The organism is Streptomyces alboniger, assembly GCF_008704395.1.
Lineage (GTDB): Bacteria > Actinomycetota > Actinomycetes > Streptomycetales > Streptomycetaceae > Streptomyces > Streptomyces alboniger.
Genome location: NZ_CP023695.1, coordinates 1,346,356 through 1,364,203, shown reverse-complemented (window position 1 = coordinate 1,364,203; position 17,848 = coordinate 1,346,356). Strand labels below are relative to the sequence as shown.

At 72.8% G+C, this 17,848-nt stretch carries 17 protein-coding genes and 6 tRNA genes; 14 read left to right on the top strand and 9 right to left on the bottom strand.

Features of this window, described 5'->3' with window-relative positions; translation table 11 throughout:
- Positions 1-258: 258 nt before the first annotated feature.
- The 3 genes from cobT (at position 259) to CP975_RS05845 (ending at position 6,658) form a co-directional block, all read left to right on the top strand.
- The gene (cobT, locus tag CP975_RS05855; protein WP_150476631.1) at positions 259-4,314 is read left to right on the top strand and encodes a nicotinate-nucleotide--dimethylbenzimidazole phosphoribosyltransferase; all 4,056 of its coding nucleotides are present in this window, start codon (positions 259-261) and stop codon (positions 4,312-4,314) included.
- A 203-nt stretch (positions 4,315-4,517) separates the two neighbouring features.
- Positions 4,518-5,750 (top strand): uroporphyrinogen-III C-methyltransferase, encoded by a 1,233-nt coding sequence (gene cobA / locus CP975_RS05850; RefSeq protein WP_055533028.1) that lies wholly within the window; start codon positions 4,518-4,520, stop codon positions 5,748-5,750.
- Between the two features lie 89 nt (positions 5,751-5,839).
- On the top strand, positions 5,840-6,658 hold the full coding sequence (locus CP975_RS05845; RefSeq protein WP_055533030.1) for a TrmH family RNA methyltransferase: 819 nt from the start codon (positions 5,840-5,842) through the stop codon (positions 6,656-6,658).
- Positions 6,659-6,720: 62 nt separating this feature from the next.
- On the opposite strand, the gene CP975_RS05840 is transcribed toward CP975_RS05845, so the two are convergent.
- Positions 6,721-8,085 (bottom strand): serine/threonine-protein kinase, encoded by a 1,365-nt coding sequence (locus CP975_RS05840; RefSeq protein WP_150477797.1) that lies wholly within the window; start codon positions 8,083-8,085, stop codon positions 6,721-6,723.
- Between the two features lie 196 nt (positions 8,086-8,281).
- On the opposite strand from CP975_RS05840, the gene CP975_RS05835 reads away from it, so the two are divergent.
- From CP975_RS05835 to CP975_RS05820, 4 genes are all read left to right on the top strand, one after another.
- On the top strand, positions 8,282-8,548 hold the full coding sequence (locus tag CP975_RS05835) for a hypothetical protein (RefSeq protein ID WP_055536172.1): 267 nt from the start codon (positions 8,282-8,284) through the stop codon (positions 8,546-8,548).
- A 199-nt stretch (positions 8,549-8,747) separates the two neighbouring features.
- Entirely contained in the window at positions 8,748-8,951 is a 204-nt protein-coding gene (locus CP975_RS05830; RefSeq protein ID WP_055536171.1) for a hypothetical protein, read from the top strand.
- Between the two features lie 350 nt (positions 8,952-9,301).
- Complete coding sequence (locus tag CP975_RS05825) at positions 9,302-10,216, top strand: phosphotransferase family protein (RefSeq protein WP_150476630.1); 915 nt, start codon at positions 9,302-9,304, stop codon at positions 10,214-10,216.
- A gap of 168 nt (positions 10,217-10,384) precedes the next feature.
- Positions 10,385-10,708: a TFIIB-type zinc ribbon-containing protein gene (locus tag CP975_RS05820; RefSeq protein WP_150476629.1), complete on the top strand. Its 324-nt coding sequence runs from the start codon at positions 10,385-10,387 to the stop codon at positions 10,706-10,708.
- A gap of 68 nt (positions 10,709-10,776) precedes the next feature.
- Here CP975_RS05820 and CP975_RS05815 read toward each other — a convergent pair.
- From CP975_RS05815 to CP975_RS05795, 5 genes are all read right to left on the bottom strand, one after another.
- Positions 10,777-10,851: transfer RNA gene (locus CP975_RS05815), tRNA-Val, on the bottom strand.
- A gap of 36 nt (positions 10,852-10,887) precedes the next feature.
- A tRNA-Val gene (locus CP975_RS05810) sits at positions 10,888-10,959 on the bottom strand.
- 51 nt (positions 10,960-11,010) lie between these two features.
- Positions 11,011-11,082 (bottom strand) — tRNA-Val (locus tag CP975_RS05805).
- A 1-nt stretch (position 11,083) separates the two neighbouring features.
- Positions 11,084-11,157: transfer RNA gene (locus CP975_RS05800), tRNA-Cys, on the bottom strand.
- Positions 11,158-11,197: 40 nt separating this feature from the next.
- Positions 11,198-11,270 (bottom strand) — tRNA-Gly (locus tag CP975_RS05795).
- 187 nt (positions 11,271-11,457) lie between these two features.
- Here CP975_RS05795 and CP975_RS05790 point away from each other — a divergent pair.
- From CP975_RS05790 to CP975_RS05780, 3 genes are read left to right on the top strand one after another with little or no spacing between them, the layout of a single operon-like run.
- Positions 11,458-12,483, top strand: coding sequence for a chorismate-binding protein (locus tag CP975_RS05790; protein ID WP_055531978.1), 1,026 nt, complete (start codon positions 11,458-11,460; stop codon positions 12,481-12,483).
- Entirely contained in the window at positions 12,480-13,301 is an 822-nt protein-coding gene (locus CP975_RS05785) for an aminotransferase class IV (protein ID WP_055531977.1), read from the top strand. Before CP975_RS05790 ends, CP975_RS05785 begins: the two co-directional genes overlap by 4 nt.
- 26 nt (positions 13,302-13,327) lie before the next feature.
- Entirely contained in the window at positions 13,328-14,152 is an 825-nt protein-coding gene (locus tag CP975_RS05780) for a GNAT family N-acetyltransferase (RefSeq protein WP_055531976.1), read from the top strand.
- A gap of 24 nt (positions 14,153-14,176) precedes the next feature.
- On the opposite strand, the gene CP975_RS05775 is transcribed toward CP975_RS05780, so the two are convergent.
- Entirely contained in the window at positions 14,177-14,704 is a 528-nt protein-coding gene (locus CP975_RS05775; protein WP_150476628.1) for a DsbA family protein, read from the bottom strand.
- 126 nt (positions 14,705-14,830) lie between these two features.
- Between CP975_RS05775 and CP975_RS05770 the strand changes: the two genes are divergently transcribed.
- Positions 14,831-15,277, top strand: coding sequence for a hypothetical protein (locus CP975_RS05770; protein ID WP_055531972.1), 447 nt, complete (start codon positions 14,831-14,833; stop codon positions 15,275-15,277).
- A gap of 244 nt (positions 15,278-15,521) precedes the next feature.
- Positions 15,522-15,764: a hypothetical protein gene (locus CP975_RS05765; RefSeq protein WP_055531971.1), complete on the top strand. Its 243-nt coding sequence runs from the start codon at positions 15,522-15,524 to the stop codon at positions 15,762-15,764.
- Between the two features lie 11 nt (positions 15,765-15,775).
- Here the strand turns inward: CP975_RS05765 and CP975_RS05760 are convergent, their stop codons facing one another.
- Both CP975_RS05760 and CP975_RS05755 read right to left on the bottom strand, forming a co-directional pair.
- Complete coding sequence (locus CP975_RS05760; RefSeq protein ID WP_030787095.1) at positions 15,776-16,333, bottom strand: CGNR zinc finger domain-containing protein; 558 nt, start codon at positions 16,331-16,333, stop codon at positions 15,776-15,778.
- A gap of 249 nt (positions 16,334-16,582) precedes the next feature.
- Positions 16,583-16,996 carry an SsgA family sporulation/cell division regulator gene (locus tag CP975_RS05755; RefSeq protein ID WP_003959770.1) on the bottom strand — a complete coding sequence of 138 codons (414 nt, stop codon included), beginning with the start codon at positions 16,994-16,996 and terminating at the stop codon, positions 16,583-16,585.
- A gap of 191 nt (positions 16,997-17,187) precedes the next feature.
- On the opposite strand from CP975_RS05755, the gene CP975_RS05750 reads away from it, so the two are divergent.
- A complete protein-coding gene (locus tag CP975_RS05750; RefSeq protein ID WP_055536047.1) occupies positions 17,188-17,622 on the top strand; it encodes a TIGR02611 family protein in 435 nt (144 codons plus the stop codon).
- Between the two features lie 65 nt (positions 17,623-17,687).
- A tRNA-Val gene (locus tag CP975_RS05745) sits at positions 17,688-17,759 on the top strand.
- Positions 17,760-17,848: the final 89 nt, after the last annotated feature.

Below are 17,848 nucleotides of genomic sequence, written 5' to 3'. Positions count from 1 at the left end.
GGGGGGCCCGTGTGGTACGGCAGGGCCGGAGGACGCGCAACGTGGCGCAGTCCACAGCGGACCGTGGCCGATCAAGCTGCCGCGGCGGCGTACCAACCGGGACAATGCCTGTTGTCCGGTCAGCGGTTCGTGCCGCGCGGCGCGCACGCTCGTTGAGGATGACGGGCGGTTGGTGCGCCGCTCCGGTCAATGGGGCCTCCCCGGCCGAAGGCCGAGGGGCGGTCGAAGAAGCACTAACCGATGGGCGAGGGGTTACGCATGACCGACACCGGCCAGGTCCCGGGCGAGGGGCTGCCGGAGGGCGCAGGCAACGGTGTGCCTTCCGGGCCCGTGCAGGGCATGGGGGCACAGCAGCCGGACGCTCCCGCTCCGGGTGCGTACACCTTCGCGGACCCCGCCGACTCCTCCGAGAACCCCGCCGATGAGGACGATCTGCTGCTGATGCCGGGCGCCCAGGGGGCGTGGAGCGAGGCGCAGGCCGCTCATCAGCCGGGACCGCACGAGACCTCGGGCCGTGACAGCGGCTCGGTCGACCTGACCGGCGTCCGCATGCCCGGCGCCGCGCCCGCAGCGTCCCACCCGGGCCCCTCCCGCCGCCCCCTGCACCACGGCCCCTCGGGCCCCGCGGTGCCCGACAGCTCGGCCAGCCCCGTACGCTCGCTGGCCGACCGGGGCCCCGCCGGGGCGGCGCCCCCGCAGCACGCCGCGCCCGCGCGGCACGCGGGGCCGCCGACGACCGGGCCCGAGTACCTCGACATCCCGCGCGACGACGCGGGGCTGCCGGGCCCGCAGCTCGGTGAGATCCCGCCGCAGGGGGGCGAGCCGTGGGCCCCTCAGCAGGCGCAGCCCCAGCCGCGGGCTCAGCACCAGGCTTACCCCGCACCAGCAGAAACGGTCGTCCCAGAGGGCACGGCAGTCACAGAGACCTCTGACGTCACACCCGTATCGCGGCCGATCGCGGTCGCGGCGGAGGAGGTGCAGATCCCCGAGCAGCCCCGTGCCGCGGAGGCCCCCGAGCACCTTCAGGCCGCCCCGGCCCCGGAAGCGGGCCCCGCCGAGCTGCCCGCGGAGGTTCAGGAACAGGCGAGACAGGCCACCCCGGGCGCGCCGCTCGCGGGGGCGACGCAGGGGGAGGTCGTTTCGGAGGCGGTTGTTCCGGACGCGGTTGTTCCGGAGGCGGCTGTGCCGTCCGCAGCTGTGTCGTCCGCGGCCGTTCCGGACATGACCGTTCCGGCTCCTGGTGCCCCGGAGGCCGCTGTTTTCCCGCACGCCGCTGACGCCGCCGATGCCGCTGATGCCGCTGTTTCCGGGGGCCCCGGTGCCGCCGCCGAAGCGGGTGCCGCCGCCGAGGGCGACCCCGCTCAAACCGCCCCGCTCGCGCAGCCCGGCGCCGAGCCCGGGCACGTTCCGACGGCGGAGCAGCCTCCGTTCGCCGAGGGCATGCCCGCCGCCGTCGCGCAGCCTCCTTTCGCCATGGCCTCCGCGCAGCCGTGGGCCGACACGCAGGTCCCGAGCGACGAGACCGCCCAGCCCGGCTTCGCCCCCGGCACGGCCCGACCCGGTTTCGCCCCCGAGGCCGCCCCGTCCGGCTTCGTCCCGGACACCGCCCAGGACGCGTACGCCATGGCCGTCGGCGCCCAGCCCGGCCACGCCTCGCACGTCGGCCACCCCGCCGAGGCGCGGCACGCGGCCCCGGGCCCGCACCAGCCCGAGCAGCACACCCCGCAGGACGGCGGCGAGCCCCAGTACGCCCCGCTCCCCGGTGAGTCGGGCGGCGCCCAAGCACCCATGCCCATCGGCCAGTTCGTGGCCGTCGAGGGATCGGTGCCGACCACGCCCCACCTGGCGCCGACGCCCCCGCGCCCCCTGGTCGTCCCGCAGGACGAGCCCGCCCCGGAGGCCCAAGCCACCGCGGACGCCGAGCAGCTCGCGGCCCAGCCGGCCCCCGCCGCACCGGTCGCACCGGTCGCATCGACTGAGTCCGCCGCCCCGACCCTCGTACCGCAGGGTGACCCGACGCGAGTGGCGGCGCCCGAGGCCGCCCCCGCCGAGGCCCCGACAGCCGCCGACACGACCTCCGAAGCCGTCCCGCAGCCCGCCGCCCATCTGCCGGCGGCCACGGTGCCCGCCCCGCGCGACGGCGCCGAGCCCCTCGCGGCGGACACCGCGGCGGACACCGCGCTGCCCGAGGCCGCGCCGGGCGAGGCCGCGGAGCCGCTCCAGGACGCGCCGGTTCCGGCCGCGTCCGCTGATTCCCCCGTACCCCCGGTGGTGGCCCCGGCCGAGTTCCCGGCCGCCCCCGAGACGGCCGACCCGGCCGAAGAGTTGGACGAGGCCGACGACGTCATCTCGTTCGAACCGATCGACGCGAACGAAGTGAACGAAGTGGCCGAAGCACCCGAGATGGCCGAAGCGCCTGACGCACCCGACACGGCACAGGGCCCCGAGGCCCTCGCGCCCCAGGACACCCCGGAGCCGGTGGAGGCGCGGACCGCCGCCGAGGCGCCGGGACTCCTCATCATCGAGGAGGACGAGGAACCCGCCGAACCCGCCGAGCCCGCCGAGCCCGTGACCTCTCCCGGCACCGCCGCTCCCGGTTACGCCGACGCCGAGCGCGAGGCCGTCCTGCGCGTCATGCGCGAGCGCCGCGACATCCGCAACGGCTTCCGCGGCGATCCCATCCCCCACGAGGTGCTGCTCCGCGTCCTGGAGGCCGCGCACACCGCCCCGTCGGTCGGCCACTCCCAGCCCTGGGACTTCGTCGTCATCAAGTCCGCCGAGACTCGGCGCACCATGCACGAACTGGCCGCCCGCCAGCGCGAGGCGTACGCCAAGTCCCTCCCCAAGGGCCGCGCCAAGCAGTTCAAGGAACTGAAGATCGAGGCCATCCTCGACACCCCGGTGAACATCGTCGTCACCGCCGATCCCACCCGAGGCGGCCGCCACACCCTCGGCCGGCACACCCAGCCGCAGATGGCGCCCTACTCCTCGGCGCTCGCCGTCGAGAACCTGTGGCTCGCCGCCCGCGCGGAAGGCCTCGGCGTCGGCTGGGTCAGCTTCTTCGACGAGCGCGAGATGGTCCGCGCCCTCGGCCTGCCCGAGCACCTCGAAGTGGTGGCGTACCTCTGCGTGGGATACGTCGACGAGTTCCCGGACGAGCCCGAGCTGATGCAGGCGGGCTGGTCCAAGCGCCGCCCGCTGTCCTGGGTCGTCCACGAGGAGACGTACGGCCGTCGCGCCCTGCCCGGCGAGGACCCGCACGACCTGCTCGCCGAGACCGTGGCCAACATCCGTCCGCTGGACGCCAAGGCGCTCGGCGAGGCATGGGAACGCCAGAAGCGGATGACCAAGCCGCCGGGCGCCCTCGGCATGCTGGAGATCATCTCCGCCCAGCTGTCCGGCCTGTCCCGGATGTGCCCGCCGCCGATCCCGGAGCCCGCGGCCGTCGCGATCTTCGCGGGCGACCACGGCGTGCACGCCCAGGGCGTCACCGCCTGGCCCCAGGAGGTGACCGCGCAGATGGTCGCCAACTTCCTCGGCGGCGGCGCGGTCTGCAACGCCTTCGCCAACCAGGTGGGCGCCGAGGTCTGCGTCATCGACGTGGGCGTGGCGAGCGAACTCCCCGCCACACCTGGTCTGCTGCCCCGCAAGGTGCGCGCGGGCACGGCCGACATGACGACCGGGCCCGCCCTGACCCGCGAGGAGGTCAAGGCGGCCATCGAGGTCGGCGTCGAGACGGCCCGCGACCTCGTGGCAGCGGGCAACAAGGCCCTGCTGACCGGCGAGATGGGCATCGCGAACACCACCGCGTCCGCGGCCCTGATCTCCGTCTACACGGACGTGGACCCCGCCGAGGTCACCGGCCGCGGCACGGGCATCAACGACGAGATGCACGCCCGCAAGGTCGAGGTCGTCCGCCGTGCCCTCGACCTCCACCAGCCCGACCCGTCGGACCCGATCGGCGTCCTCGCGGCGGTCGGCGGCCTGGAGCACGCGGCGATGGTGGGCCTCCTGCTCGGCGGCGCGTCCCTGCGTACGCCGGTGATCCTGGACGGCGTGAGCGCCGGCGCGGCCGCCCTGGTCGCCCGCGCCATCGCCCCCGAGGTCCTCGCGGCCTGCATCGCGGGCCACCGCAGCGCGGAGCCCGGCCACGTCGCGGCCCTCAACAAGCTGGGCCTGCGCCCCCTGGTCGACCTGGACCTCCGCCTCGGCGAGGGCACCGGCGCGCTCCTTGCCCTGCCGATCGTCCAGAGCGCGGCCCGCGCGATGCACGAGGTGGCCACGTTCGACTCGGCGGGCGTCACCGAGAAGTAGCGTCGCAACGCTCGACCCCGAACCGGGGCTTCGCCCCCCCCACCCGAAGGCGGGCCCGGGGGCGAAGCCCCGGTTCGGGAAGGGGCGGGTGTGGGGAGAGCCACCCGACCCGGCCCCCCGGCCCCCGCCATACTGAACCCGCACGTCAGAACAGCCGCTCCACCGCCGCAGCGGCACTGCCCCCGCCAGGAGGAGCCGTCAGCATGGCCGAACACCCCGCCTACCCCGTAGGCCTCCGCCTCAACGGCCGCCGTGTCGTCGTCCTCGGCGGCGGCCAGGTGGCCCAGCGTCGTCTTCCCGCGCTCATCAAGGCGGGCGCCGACGTCCTCCTCGTATCCCCCTCGGCGACGCCCTCCGTGGAGGCCATGGCCGACGCGGGCGAGATCACCTGGACCAGGCGCCGCTACGAGCACGGCGATCTCCAGAACGCCTGGTACGCCCTGATCGCCACCAGCGACGACGAGGCCAACAACCGCGCCTCGGCGGAGGCGGAGGCCCACCGCGTCTGGTGCGTACGCTCCGACGACGCCGAGGCGGCCACCGCCTGGACCCCGGCCACCGGCCGCTCCGAGGGCGTCACCGTCGCCGTGCTCAGCAGCGACGTGCACGACCGCGACCCGCGCCGCACCGCCGCCATCCGCGACGCGGTCGTCGAGGGCCTGCGCGACGGCAGCCTCGTCGCCCCCCACCTGCGCACCAGGATCCCCGGCGTCGCCCTGGTCGGCGGCGGCCCCGGCGACCCCGACCTGATCACCGTCCGCGGCCGCCGGCTCCTCGCCGCCGCGGACGTCGTCATCGCCGACCGCCTCGGCCCCCGCGACCTCCTGGACGAGCTGCCGCCGCACGTCGAGGTGATCGACGCCGCGAAGATCCCCTACGGCCGCTTCATGGCCCAGGAGGCGATCAACAACGCCCTGATCGAGCACGCCAAGCAGGGCAAGGCCGTCGTCCGCCTCAAGGGCGGCGACCCCTATGTCTTCGGCCGCGGCATGGAGGAGGCCCAGGCGCTCGCCGAGGCGGGCATCGCCTGCACGGTCGTGCCGGGCATCTCCAGCTCGATCTCGGTCCCGTCGGCGGCGGGCATCCCGGTCACCCACCGCGGCGTCGCCCACGAGTTCACGGTGGTCAGCGGCCACGTGGCCCCGGACGACGAGCGTTCCCTGGTGGACTGGGAGTCCCTGGCCAAGCTGCGCGGCACCCTGGTGATCCTGATGGGCGTCGACAAGATCGGCAAGATCGCGGAAGCCCTGATCACCCACGGCAAGGCGGCCGGCACCCCGCTCGCCCTGATCCAGGAGGGCACGACGGCGGCCCAGCGCCGCGTCGACGCGACGCTCGGCACGGTCGCCGAGGCGGTCCGCACCCACGAGGTGAAGCCGCCGGCGGTCATCGTCATCGGCGACGTCGTCACCGTGGGCCCCGAGGCCCGCGCGTAACGCGCCCCGCACACCACCCCAGTAACCAGCGGTAACGGAACACGCCCCCGGCCGTTGGCACCCCACCCAGGACAAGGCAGTATCACCCTGTGGCTGATCTCATCACCGTCGACGACCCCGACGACCCCCGCCTGCGCGACTACACAGGCCTGACCGACGTCGAGCTGCGCCGCAGGCGCGAACCGGCCGAGGGTCTGTTCATCGCGGAGGGCGAGAAGGTCATCAGACGGGCCAAGGACGCCGGTTACGAGATGCGGTCGATGCTGCTCTCGGCCAAGTGGGTCGACGTCATGCGCGACGTCATCGACGAGCTGCCGGCTCCCGTGTACGCGGTGAGCCCGGACCTCGCCGAGCGGGTCACCGGCTACCACGTGCACCGAGGCGCGCTCGCCTCGATGCAGCGCAAGCCGCTGCCCACGGCCGACGAACTCCTCGCGACCCACCGCAGGGTGGTCGTCATGGAAGCCGTGAACGACCATACGAACATCGGCGCGATCTTCCGCTCTGCGGCGGCCCTCGGCATGGACGCGGTCCTGCTCTCCCCGGACTGCGCGGACCCGCTCTACCGCCGCTCGGTGAAGGTCTCGATGGGCGCGGTCTTCTCGGTCCCGTACGCCCGCCTGGAGTCCTGGCCGAAGGGCCTGGAGGGAGTGCGCGAGGCCGGATTCAGCCTCCTCGCCCTCACCCCCGACGAGAAGGCGAAGTCCCTGGACGAGGTGGCTCCGCACCGCATGGACCGCGTCGCGCTGATGCTCGGCGCGGAGGGCGACGGCCTCTCCACCCAGGCGCTGGTCGCGGCCGACGAATGGGTCCGTATCCCGATGGCCCACGGCGTGGACTCACTGAACGTGGGTGCGGCGGCGGCGGTAGCCTTCTACGCGGTGGCGACGGGCCGCCCCCAGAACTGACGAGCGCCCCGAAGGGGCGCGGGGAACCGCGCGCCCAGCCACGGTAAACCCGCAGAGCGCCGCTACCTGTCCCGCTCGGACGCCGCTTCGAATCCCTGAGGCATGACCCGCTCCTGCGCCGACTGGGAGGCAACCCGCCCCGGCACCCCCGAGGTACCGTCCCCCATGCCCCGGGCGGGGCCCTGGCAGCCCTGCGCCGCCGCGATCCCGAGCGCGACCAGCAGCGTGACGACCACGAACACGGTGAGCCGCTGCCGCAGCAGCCGCGGGTTGGCGGGCATCATCCGCCGGCCCGTCCCCGTCGTGCGGGGCCTCTGCCGCCCGGTGCCGCTGCGAGGGGCGGGTCTGCCGCCGGAACGCGTCGTATTACGGGGTACGGAGGGCCGCGCTCCGGACCGAGGCGCCCCGGTCCTGGACGAGCCGGTCCTGGCGGAGCCGGTCCTGGACGCGCCGGTCCTGGACGAACTCGGCCGCGGCGGGGGAGTGGCGCCGGGGGCCGGCCGGCGCTGGGTGCGCTGGTCCGCGTAGCTCTCGGCGAGTCGGCCCGTCGGCCGGTCGTGGTCCTGCCGCGGCGCGGGCGGCCGCACCTCGCCCAGGCCCTGGGCCTCGCGGGCGGCGATCTCCTTGAGCCTGAGGGACAGTTGGAGCGTGCTCGGCCGTTCCTCCGGATCCTTGGCGAGGCAGGCCCGGATCAGTGGCGCGAGGGCGTCCGGCACACCGTGCAGCTGCGCCTCCTCGTGCACCACCCGGTAGAGCATGACCTCGGAACTGCCATGTCCGAAGGGTGAGTCCGCCATCCCCGCGTACGCCAGCGTGGCGCCGAGTGCGAAGACATCGGTGGCGGGGGTGACGGCGGCACCGCGCACCTGTTCGGGGGCGAGGAAGCCGGGCGACCCGACGGCCGTGCCCACATGCGTCAGGGTCGAGGCGCCGGTCGCCCACGCGATGCCGAAGTCGATGATCCGCGGCCCCTTCGGGGACAGCAGGATGTTCGACGGCTTGAGATCGCGGTGTACGACACCGGCCTCGTGCACGGCCACGAGTCCCTCGGCGAGCGCCGAGCCGACCACGGCCACGTCGGCCGCGGAGAGCGGCCCCTCGGCGGCGACCTTGTCGTGCAGCGAGGGCCCGGGAACGTACTGCGTGGCGAACCACGGCCGTTCCGCCTCGAGGTCGGCGGCGACGAGCCGCGCCGTGCAGCCGCCGCGAATGCGCCGGGCGGCCGAAACCTCCCGCGCGAACCGCGACCGGAATTCCTGATCCTCCGCCAGATCGGGCCGGATCACCTTCAGGGCGACGCGCTGCCCCCTCCGGTCCGACCCCAGATAGACGACCCCCATGCCGCCGGCGCCCAGGCGCCTGTGCAGCCTGAACGAGCCGACGACACGCGGGTCCTCGCGCCGGAGCCGCATCATCGCCATGTCCATCCCCGCTACCCGGTCCGTTTGACGAGCCACAGCTTACGTTTCCACGGGCGGGCACGTGCAGAGGCCGCGCCCTCGCGGGGCGATCGATTGTCAGTGCCGGGTGGGAAAATCGAAGAGTGGTCAGAAGGCCGGGGACAAGGAGCCGTTGAGGCCGCCCCCGTCTTCAACCATCCATCACTGAAGGGGGATTGATCCCGTGAAGGGTGATCGCGTGGAGATAGTCGTGGACGCCGGGGACACGACGAGGACGTACGAGGTGGTGGCGAGCCGGGCGGGCCGCCGGGTGGAGACGGCGGTGCGCAGGGGAGTGGTGGAAGTGAGCGAAGTCACCCGCAGTGGATCCGTCGTGCGCACGGCGCGCTTCATGGCGACGCGCGTGCTCGCCCTGGTGGAGCAGCCGGTCCCCAGGGAGGACGCCTCGGAGGGCGCGGCCCGACCCCTCCGGGAAGACCCTGAGTCCTAGGTCCCCGTCTCCACCCATGGGAGTACACGCGCGCGGGCCGGTCATCCTCCGGGAGGCCAGCCAATCGGTACGAGGGCATGACGCCCAGGACCTCCCACCCACCTAAATTTGAGGTCAAGCGGCGGGTGCAGCACTCGTCCCCCGAGGTCAGACACCCGCCGCTGCCAAAACCACATCGAGATCGGTCAGGAGAGGAACCATGGCGGACACGGCACCGCGGACCATGCTCCGTACGCAAGGACGCAGGATCTCCGCGTTCGGCGCCCGCCCGTCCGGTACGCGCCACCCCTTGGTGGCGACGGCCATGGTCCTCCCCCTGGCAGCCCTGCTCGTGGTCGTCTTCGGCGGCTGGGAAGCAGTGGTCACACAAGCGTCGTCCGTAGGCGTGATGCTGGGGCGCTGAGCGGCGCCCCAGGCCCGGAAGAGCGGTCCGGGCGGGGACATCCGGCCTGGAAACCCCGTGGGGACGGGGGTGCGGCGGACGGCACCGATGCCCGCGCAGCTGGGGAGCTGCGCGGGCATCGCCATGCGCGGAGCGAAAGCACTCGGTTCGGGGACGCGGGCGCCTGCGCGACAGCCCACGACGGACCTGCACTGGCCCCGTCCAGGGGCGCGGGGAGCTGCGCGCCCAGCCACGACGAGCCCGCACCCGACAATCGACGCGCGAGCCAGGGCGCAAGTACCCCCCCAGCCCCGCACAGCGATTGCGTACGCTTCGCCGGTGATCCAGCAGCCGCGCACCCCGGGAACTCCGTGACCACCCTCCTGCCCGCCCTCACCGCCAAGGCCAAAAGCAGGGCCCACCCGCCCGGCGCCCCCTGTGCCTGCGGCGAAGCCACCGGCACCGTCCTCGCGGACCGGCCCGACGCCACCGTCATCCGCCACGGCGACATAGTCGCCAAGGCCCACGCCCAGGACACGCACCCCGCGGAGCTGGCCATACGCCTGGCCGTCGCCGCCCGCCTCCCCACCACCCTCCTCGCGCCCCTGCACACCACCCCCACGCCCCTCCACGACCGCCTCGTCACCTTCTGGCCCCACGGCACCCCCGTCGACCGTGACGACCCGGACGCGGCCCCCTGGGAGGCCACCGCCACCCTTCTGGCCCGGCTGCACAACGCCGACCCGGGGCCCTTCCCGCACCCGCTCCCCGCCATGCGCGGCCCTGCCAAGGCGGCCCGCGCCATCGAACGCCTCCGCGCGGCCGGGCCCCACCCCGCCGCCGAGCCGGTCCTGCGGGCCTGGCACGCCCTCCCGCCCTGGGCACGCGCCGAGGCCCCCGCACCGGGCCCACCGCGCCTGTGTCACGGTGACCTCCACCTGGGCCAGCTCGTCCGCGCCCCGGACGGCACCTGGCTGCTGATCGACGTCGACGACCTCGGCGTCGGCGACCCCGCCTGGGACCTGGCCCGCCCCGCCGCCTGGTACGCGTGTGGCCTGCTCGCCCCGGAGGAGTGGACCCGCTTCCTCGACGCCTATCGCGCGGCCCGAGGTCCGGCCCTCCCGTCCGACGGGTCCGACCCCTGGCCCGCCCTCGACATCCCGGCGCGCGCCCTGACCGCCCAGACGGCAGCCCTCGCAATCGTCAAGGCCGTCGCCGCGGACCGCTCTCTGGACGAGGTCGAGCAGGCGCTGACCGACGCCTGCGACCGGATGAGCCGCACCTGAGCCGAGCGCCCGCCGCGTCCGCCGCGCCACCCGCGTCGGTCCGGGGCGCCCCGAGTCGATCCGGGCCCACACAAGTTGACCTGGGACGCGACGAAGTAGGGTGCAACGCACCGAAGCCGGGCAGACATCCGGCGAAGCATTCACCACCGGCGAGGAGTTGAGCCGTCCATGCAGTGCCCCAAGTGTCACGCACCGATGCACACGTACAACCGCAATGGCGTCCAGATCGAGCAGTGCAACGGCTGCCGCGGCATATTCCTCGACTACGGCGAGCTGGAGTCCCTGACCCGCCTGGAGGCCCAGTGGGGCGGCCAGCAGGTCCCGCCGCCGCCCGCGCCCCCGGCCCCCCAGGGCTACCCCGCCGCGCCGGCCCCCGCCTGGGGCGCCCCCCAAGGAGCCCACGGCGGGCACGGCGGTCATGGCGGCCACAGTGGTCACTACGGCCACGGCAAGCGTCACAAGAGCTTCGGGCACATGCTCTTCTCTTCCTGACGAGCCCCGGGTACGCCCGGAAACGACGAACCCCCCGGCCGTGGAGACGGCCGGGGGGTTCGTGTGAGTGGTGCGCGATACTGGGATTGAACCAGTGACCTCTTCCGTGTCAGGGAAGCGCTCTCCCGCTGAGCTAATCGCGCAGGTCAACCTGCGTGTACTGCGTACTGCGTACTGCGTGCGCGATACTGGGATTGAACCAGTGACCTCTTCCGTGTCAGGGAAGCGCTCTCCCGCTGAGCTAATCGCGCGGGATCGACCCTCGTGAAGGAACCCGCCGAGACGGCCTTCGCGAAGATCAGTGGACGATACTGGGATTGAACCAGTGACCTCTTCCGTGTCAGGGAAGCGCTCTCCCGCTGAGCTAATCGTCCTTGGAGGTGGAGACGGGATTTGAACCCGTGTAGACGGCTTTGCAGGCCGTTGCCTCGCCTCTCGGCCACTCCACCAGGAGTGCGGGGGTTCGGGAAGATCCCCCACTTTCCTGCGAGCGGACGACCAGGTTCGAACTGGCGACCTCAACCTTGGCAAGGTTGCGCTCTACCAACTGAGCTACGTCCGCTTGTCTTTCCCGGTCCGCTTGCGCGTCCCGGCGACGTGTTGAACTCTAGCGGATTCCTGGGCCAGTACAAAAACGCGTTTGCGCAGCGTGCTGCGCTGAAGCCGGTCCGGGGCGCGGCCGGGACACCGGTCATAGACTCGCAGCCGTGCACAACCCCCCTCTGACGTCCTCACCGGCGCTCCCTCCCATGGCGCGCTTCGGTGGTCTTGTGGCCACCGGTCTGCGCGACGTGACCAGCGACCCTGCGGCTCTGGACTCCACCGGCTTCTGGGCGGTGTCCGCGGATTTCGAGGGAGGTCTGGTCTGCGCCCGCTTCGACGACGTGCGCCACGAGGCCGTGCCCGCCCCCCTACCGGGGCTGTGGCGGGGCCCGGCCGCCGGTGACTGGACGTCGTCCCTCGACCGCGCCGCGTACACGGAAGGCGTACGTCGGATACGCGCGTACATCGCGGCCGGCGAGGTCTACCAGGCGAACCTCTGCCGCGTCCTCTCGGCGCCCGTCCCGGCCGACGCCGATGTGGACGCCCTGACGGCTCTGCTCGCGCGCGGGAACCCCGCCCCGTATGCCGGAACGATTCGCCTGCCCGGACACGGCGTGGAGACAGCCACCGCCTCCCCGGAGCTCTTCCTGCGCCGCGCGGGCCGCGTCGTGGAGTCGGGGCCCATCAAGGGCACCGGACGGACCGAGGCGGACCTCCTGGAGAAGGACTACGCCGAGAACGTCATGATCGTGGACCTCGTCCGCAACGACCTGGGACGCGTCTGCGCGACCGGCTCGGTGACCGTCCCCGACCTCTGCGTGGTCGAGAAGCACCCCGGCCTCGTCCACCTCGTCTCCACCGTCCACGGGGAGCTGCGCCCCGGTGCCGGCTGGCCGGAACTGTTCGAAGCGGCGTTCCCGCCCGGCTCGGTCACCGGCGCCCCCAAGTCCAGCGCCCTGCGGATCATCGACGAACTGGAGACGGCACCCCGGGGCCCCTACTGCGGCGGCATCGGCTGGGTGGACGCCGACCGGGGCGCCGGAGAGCTGGCCGTCGGCATCCGCACCTTCTGGATCGACCGGGCCGAGGGGATGCTGCGCTTCGGCACCGGGGCGGGCATCACCTGGGGCTCGGACCCCGAGGGGGAGTGGCGGGAGACCGAGCTGAAGGCCGCGCGACTGCTGGCGGTAGCGTCAGGGGCGTACGAAGCGAGCGGAGGGATCCCAACGTGAAGATATGGCTCAACGACGGGCTGCGGGACGTCGACTCGGCCCGCGTCTCGGTGCTCGACCACGGGCTGACGGTGGGCGACGGCGTCTTCGAGACGGTGAAGTCCGTCGAGGGCAGGACCTTCGCCCTGACCCGCCACCTGGCCAGGCTCGCCCGGTCGGCGCGCGGCCTGGGGCTGCCCGAGCCCGACCTCGACGAGGTGCGCCACGCCTGCGCCGCCGTCCTGGAGGCCAACCCGCTGCCGCTCGGACGGCTGCGGATCACCTACACCGGGGGCCTGTCGCCACTCGACTCGGACCGCGGCGACCAGGGCACCACACTGGTCGTCGCCCTCGGCGAGGCCGCGCGGCGGCCCGACTCCACCGCCGTGATCACGGTGCCCTGGACCCGCAACGAACGGGGCGCGCTGACCGGCCTGAAGACCACGTCGTACGCGGAGAACGTCGTCGCCCTGGCCCGCGCCCACGAGCACGGCGCCTCGGAGGCACTGTTCGCCAACACCGTCGGGCAGCTCTGCGAGGGCACCGGCTCCAACGTGTTCGTCGTGCTCGACGGCGAGATCCTCACCCCGCCCGTCGCCTCCGGGTGCCTCGACGGCATCACGCGCGCGCTGGCCGTCGAGTGGACGGGCGCCCGGGAGGCCGACCTGCCGCTGGACGTCCTGGAGCGCGCCGACGAGGTCTTCCTGACGTCGACGCTGCGTGACGTGCAGGGCGTCCACCGCGTCGACGGGCGTCAACTGCCCGGAGCCCCGGGGCCGATGACCACCAAGGCGATGCGGGCCTTCGACGAGCGAGCCGCGGACGACCTGGATCCGTGAGCGTCATCACGGGTAGAACACCCGTGATGACCACGACCCTGCGGCCGACCGGGCCGCTTCAGCGGAGTGCCGACGGCGGCAAGGCGCGCACGTACGACGTCTGTGTGAACAGCCGCCCCGTCGGTTCCATAGCGCTCGCCACCGACGAGGTCTTCGGCCCCGCCGTCTGCCGCGTGCGCGACCTGCGGATCGCCGAGCCCGACCGCAGGCGCGGCCGCGCCACCGTGGCGGCGCTGGCGGCGGAGGAGGTCGCGCGCGGCTGGGGCTGCCGGCGCATCGAGGCGGACGTCCCCGCCGGGGCGACCGGGGCGCTGCGCCTCGCGACGGCCCTCGGCTACGTGGAGCGCAACCGCCGGATGACGAAGCCGGTGCCGGACGAGCCCGCCGCGCTCCCGGTCGGCGTCGAGGGCCGGCCGATGACCGAGGACGAGTACGGGGCCTGGCTGGCGCGGGCGAAGCGGGAGTACGCGCGGAGCTGGATCGACCGCGGTGTGCCCGAGCCGGAGGCGTACGCCAAGTCCGAGGCCGACCACGCCGCGGGTCTGCCGCAAGGCGTGGCCACGCCCGATGTCGTGCTCGACGTGCTCACCGAGGACGGCGAGAGCGTCGGCGTCCTGTGGCTCACGCTGGGCGACGGTGACGCGTTCGTCCACGACGTCGCGGTCGACCAGCGGTACCGCGGGCGCGGCCACGGCCGTTCCCTGATGCTCCTGGCCGAGGCGCGGACCCGCGCGGCCGGACGCGACCGCATCGGCCTCAACGTCTTCGCGGGCAACGCCCCGGCCCTGTGTCTGTACGACTCGCTCGGCTACGAGCCGGTCAGGTACTCCCTCTACAAGCCGTTGCTCTAGGAGCCCTCGCTTCAGACAGCCGCCCTAGGAGCCCTCGGCGGCAAGGAGGCGGTCGATGATCGCCTCGACGCGCTCCCGCAGCCCCTCCTGGCTCTTGCCGCCGTCCAGACGCTCGCCGTCGATGACGTACGTCGGCGTGCCGGTGACGCCGATGGCCTTGCCCTCGGCCTGATCGGCGTCGACGATCAGGATGTGCCGGCCGTCGATCAGGGCGGTGTCGAACTCCTCCGCGTCCAGGCCCAGTTGGCGCGCGGTGTCGACCAGGAAGGGCTCGCCCCGGCGGTCCAGCTCCTGGACCCCGGCGAGCACCGCTTCGACGTACGGCCAGCCCGAGCCCTGCTCGAAGGCCTCCTCGGCGGCCTGGGCGGCGGCGAAGGAGTGCTTGTGCTTCTCCAGGGGGAAGTGGCGCAGGCGCAGCTCGACGCGGTCGCCGTAGCGGGCTCGCAGGGCGCGCACGTCGTCCAGGGCGGTACCGCAGTCGGGGCACTGCAACTCGCACCAGACGTCGAGGACGACGGGGCGGGCGGGGTGATCAGGAGGGGAGTCGCTCATGGGCACAGTCTCCCACTCCTGGATGACCCTGATATGTCCCTGAGGTCCGCCCTGGCCGTGGCTACGCGCCATCCACCCGGGGCAGGATGGAAGGGACAACCCGCGTTATGACCCCTGGAGGACCGGATGATTGCCGAGACCGTCTGTTCCGCCGTATCCGCGGCCGGGCTCGGCATCGCCGCGGTCACGGCCTATCGAAAGCGTTTCCTGACCGCGGCCCGCCTTGCCGCGTACTCGCTGGTGCCGGTGGGTCTCGTGCTTACGGGCGTCGTCGGATGGGCCGCCGACACCGCGTTCAGCCTCAAGGCGTGGATCGGCTTCGGTGTGCTCGGCGCGGCCTGGCTGATGTTCCTCGCCACGCGCGCGGTGGAGCGCCGCACGGGCGGCACCCGCAAGGAGCGCAAGGCCGCGAAGGCCGCCCGGCGCGACGCGGTGGCCCCCGCCGCCTCGGCGCCCTCGCTCGGCCAGGGCGCGGGCCCGGCCGCCGCGAAGCCCGCCGCCAAGCCGAAGGCGGCCGCACCCGCGGACGACTTCAGCGACATCGAGGCGATCTTGAAGAAGCACGGCATCTGACGGAAGCGCGGAAGCGGGGGGACGGAGGCACGGAAGCACGGCATCCGGCAGCAGAACGGCGGGATAATCCCTCGTTCGAGTGCGGGATCTTCCGCCGGGTGTCGCGGCGGCGCGGGGCCGCGCAGAAGCGGCGGAACGCGCCGGGCGCTGGACTTATCCCTGTTCACGGGCTCCCGCGAACTGCCCTTTCGCTCGGGCGTGTTGGTCATCGGCCACCGGTCGGCTGCGTCATCATCACCGCGAGATGCTTGACACCACCACACCGGGCGATGCGGCCCCGCCGGACGACGGACGGCAAGCGGCACCGGCCCCTGAGCGACGACCTGCCGACGAAGCGCGGCACGCCCCTGGCGGAGAGCGGCCCGCCCCTGACGAAGAACCGCGAGGCTGCCTCTTCGCCCTCTCCCAGCCACCCCTGATGATCTTCCTGACGGTGGTCGGCACGCTGATCCTGCTGGCGTCCCTGCACGACCTGCTGCTGCTCTAGTGCCTGGCGCCCTAGCCCGCGGCTTCCTTGCGGCGGGCGCGGTATGCGGCGACGTGCAGGCGGTTCCCGCAGGTGCGGCTGTCGCAGTAGCGGCGCGAGCGGTTGCGGGAGAGGTCGACGAAGGCGCGCCGGCAGTCCGGCGCCTCGCAGCGTCGCAGGCGCTCCTGCTCGCCGGCGACCACGAAGAAGGCCAGTGCCATCCCGCAGTCGGCCGCCAGGTGGTCCGCGACGGACGCCCCGGGCGCGAAGTAGTGGATGTGCCAGTCGTAGCCGTCGTGGTCGGTGAGCCGGGGCGTGGTGCCCGCCGCCGCGATCAGTTCGTTGATGATCGTGGACGCGGCCCGGGGCTCGGGGTTCGCGAAGACCTCCGCGAAGCGGCCGCGGATCCGCCGCACATCGGCGAGGTCACGCTCCGAGAGCACCCCGACGTCGCTCACGTCGTGGGATCGTACGAATTCGGCGAGCGCCGCCAGGTCGCCGAGTCCGTCGGCTCCGTCGTCCTCCGGTGCGGTGTTCACCAGATCGACCACGGAGTCGAGAGAACACCGGGTGTCATGGGTGATCAGCACGATGCGCTCCCTGGCCTGGGGGTAGTGGGCCTCCCCGCTCATCGAGAGCTTGGGGAACGGTGCCCGCCGGTGCTGGCCGATGCTAGCGGCTTCCCCGCAGGACGCACCGGCGCCGTCGCCGCGGGCTTCCCGCGGCGACGGCGCCGGTCACTGATTTCTGTCCGCCTTGTGTCGCCGTGTCGTGTCGTGACTGCCTGCGCCGTCGCCCCGAGTCGGACGGCGTGAGGGGATCCCGACGCTCCTGCGCCGTTAACTTTCGGCCAGGATGTGTGACAGCTCCGTGTCGAGATCGAAGTGACGGTGTTCCGTGCCGGGAGGCACGGCCGCGTCTGTTCTCTTCAGGAAGGACTCCAGGGCCCGCGCCGGGGCCTCGAGCAGAGCCTCCCCCTCCGGGGAGCTCAGGGCGATGCAGACAACGCCCTGACCGTGGCTCCGGGACGGCCAGACTCGGACGTCGCCGGTTCCGGTGGGCCGGTGCAGGCCCTCGGCGAGGAGATCGCGGGCGAACACCCACTCGACCGTCTCCTCGGCTCCGGTGTGGAAGGTGGCGTGCACGGCATAGGGATCGGCCGTGTCATACCGCAGTCCTGCGGGTACAGGCAGTGAGGACTCGCTCGACACAACGAGGCGCAGGTGCAGCTCGCAGCTGACCGTGGTGTTCATAAGCGCCAGGGCCTTTCGCTCAGTGTGCGCTCGGGGATTCGCACGTCGGCGAAATCGACATGCCACCTACGGTGCCGTTGTAAACCCCTCTGAGGGTTTTGCGTGTCTTTAGGTAGCTCGATTGGCGGGTTCTCCCTTCCGTTCATGCGGCCATTCCGGTGACGGGTTTCCGTCCGGTAGGGTTTGGCCGTATGAATACGGGGAGTAACGAACCCGCGGGGGTCGCGGAACCGACCGTCGCGGCAGACGCCGAGCAGCCGCTCGGATCACGAGCGCCGCAGTACATCCAGGCCCGCAAGGCGCTGCACCTCAGCTGGCAGGTGGGCGTCTTCGTCGTGGGGCTCGCGGTCGTCGTCGCGGGCATCATCATGCTGCCGCTGCCGGGCCCCGGCTGGCTGGTGATCTTCGGCGGCATGGCGATCTGGGCGACCGAGTTCGTCTGGGCCCAGCTGGTGCTGCGCTGGACGAAGCGCAAGGTCACGGAGGCCGCGCAGCGCGCCCTCGACCCCAAGGTGCGCCGCCGGAACATCATCCTGACGACCATCGGTCTGGTCATCGTCGCGGTGCTGGTCGCCATCTACGTCTGGAAGTTCGGCATCACGATGCCGTGGAAGATCGAGGAGTGACCGAGAGGTGACTCCGAGGCGGTCGGGAGCACCCGCTGACATGCGGTAATGTTCTCTGTGCGCCCGGGCGATTAGCTCAGTGGGAGAGCGCTTCGTTCACACCGAAGAGGTCACTGGTTCGAACCCAGTATCGCCCACCCCGGATTGCGGCCCGGAGGCTTTTCAGCCTCCGGGCCGTTCTCGTATTCCCGTGCCTTTCAAGGGAATTGACGGGTCCACATATCTC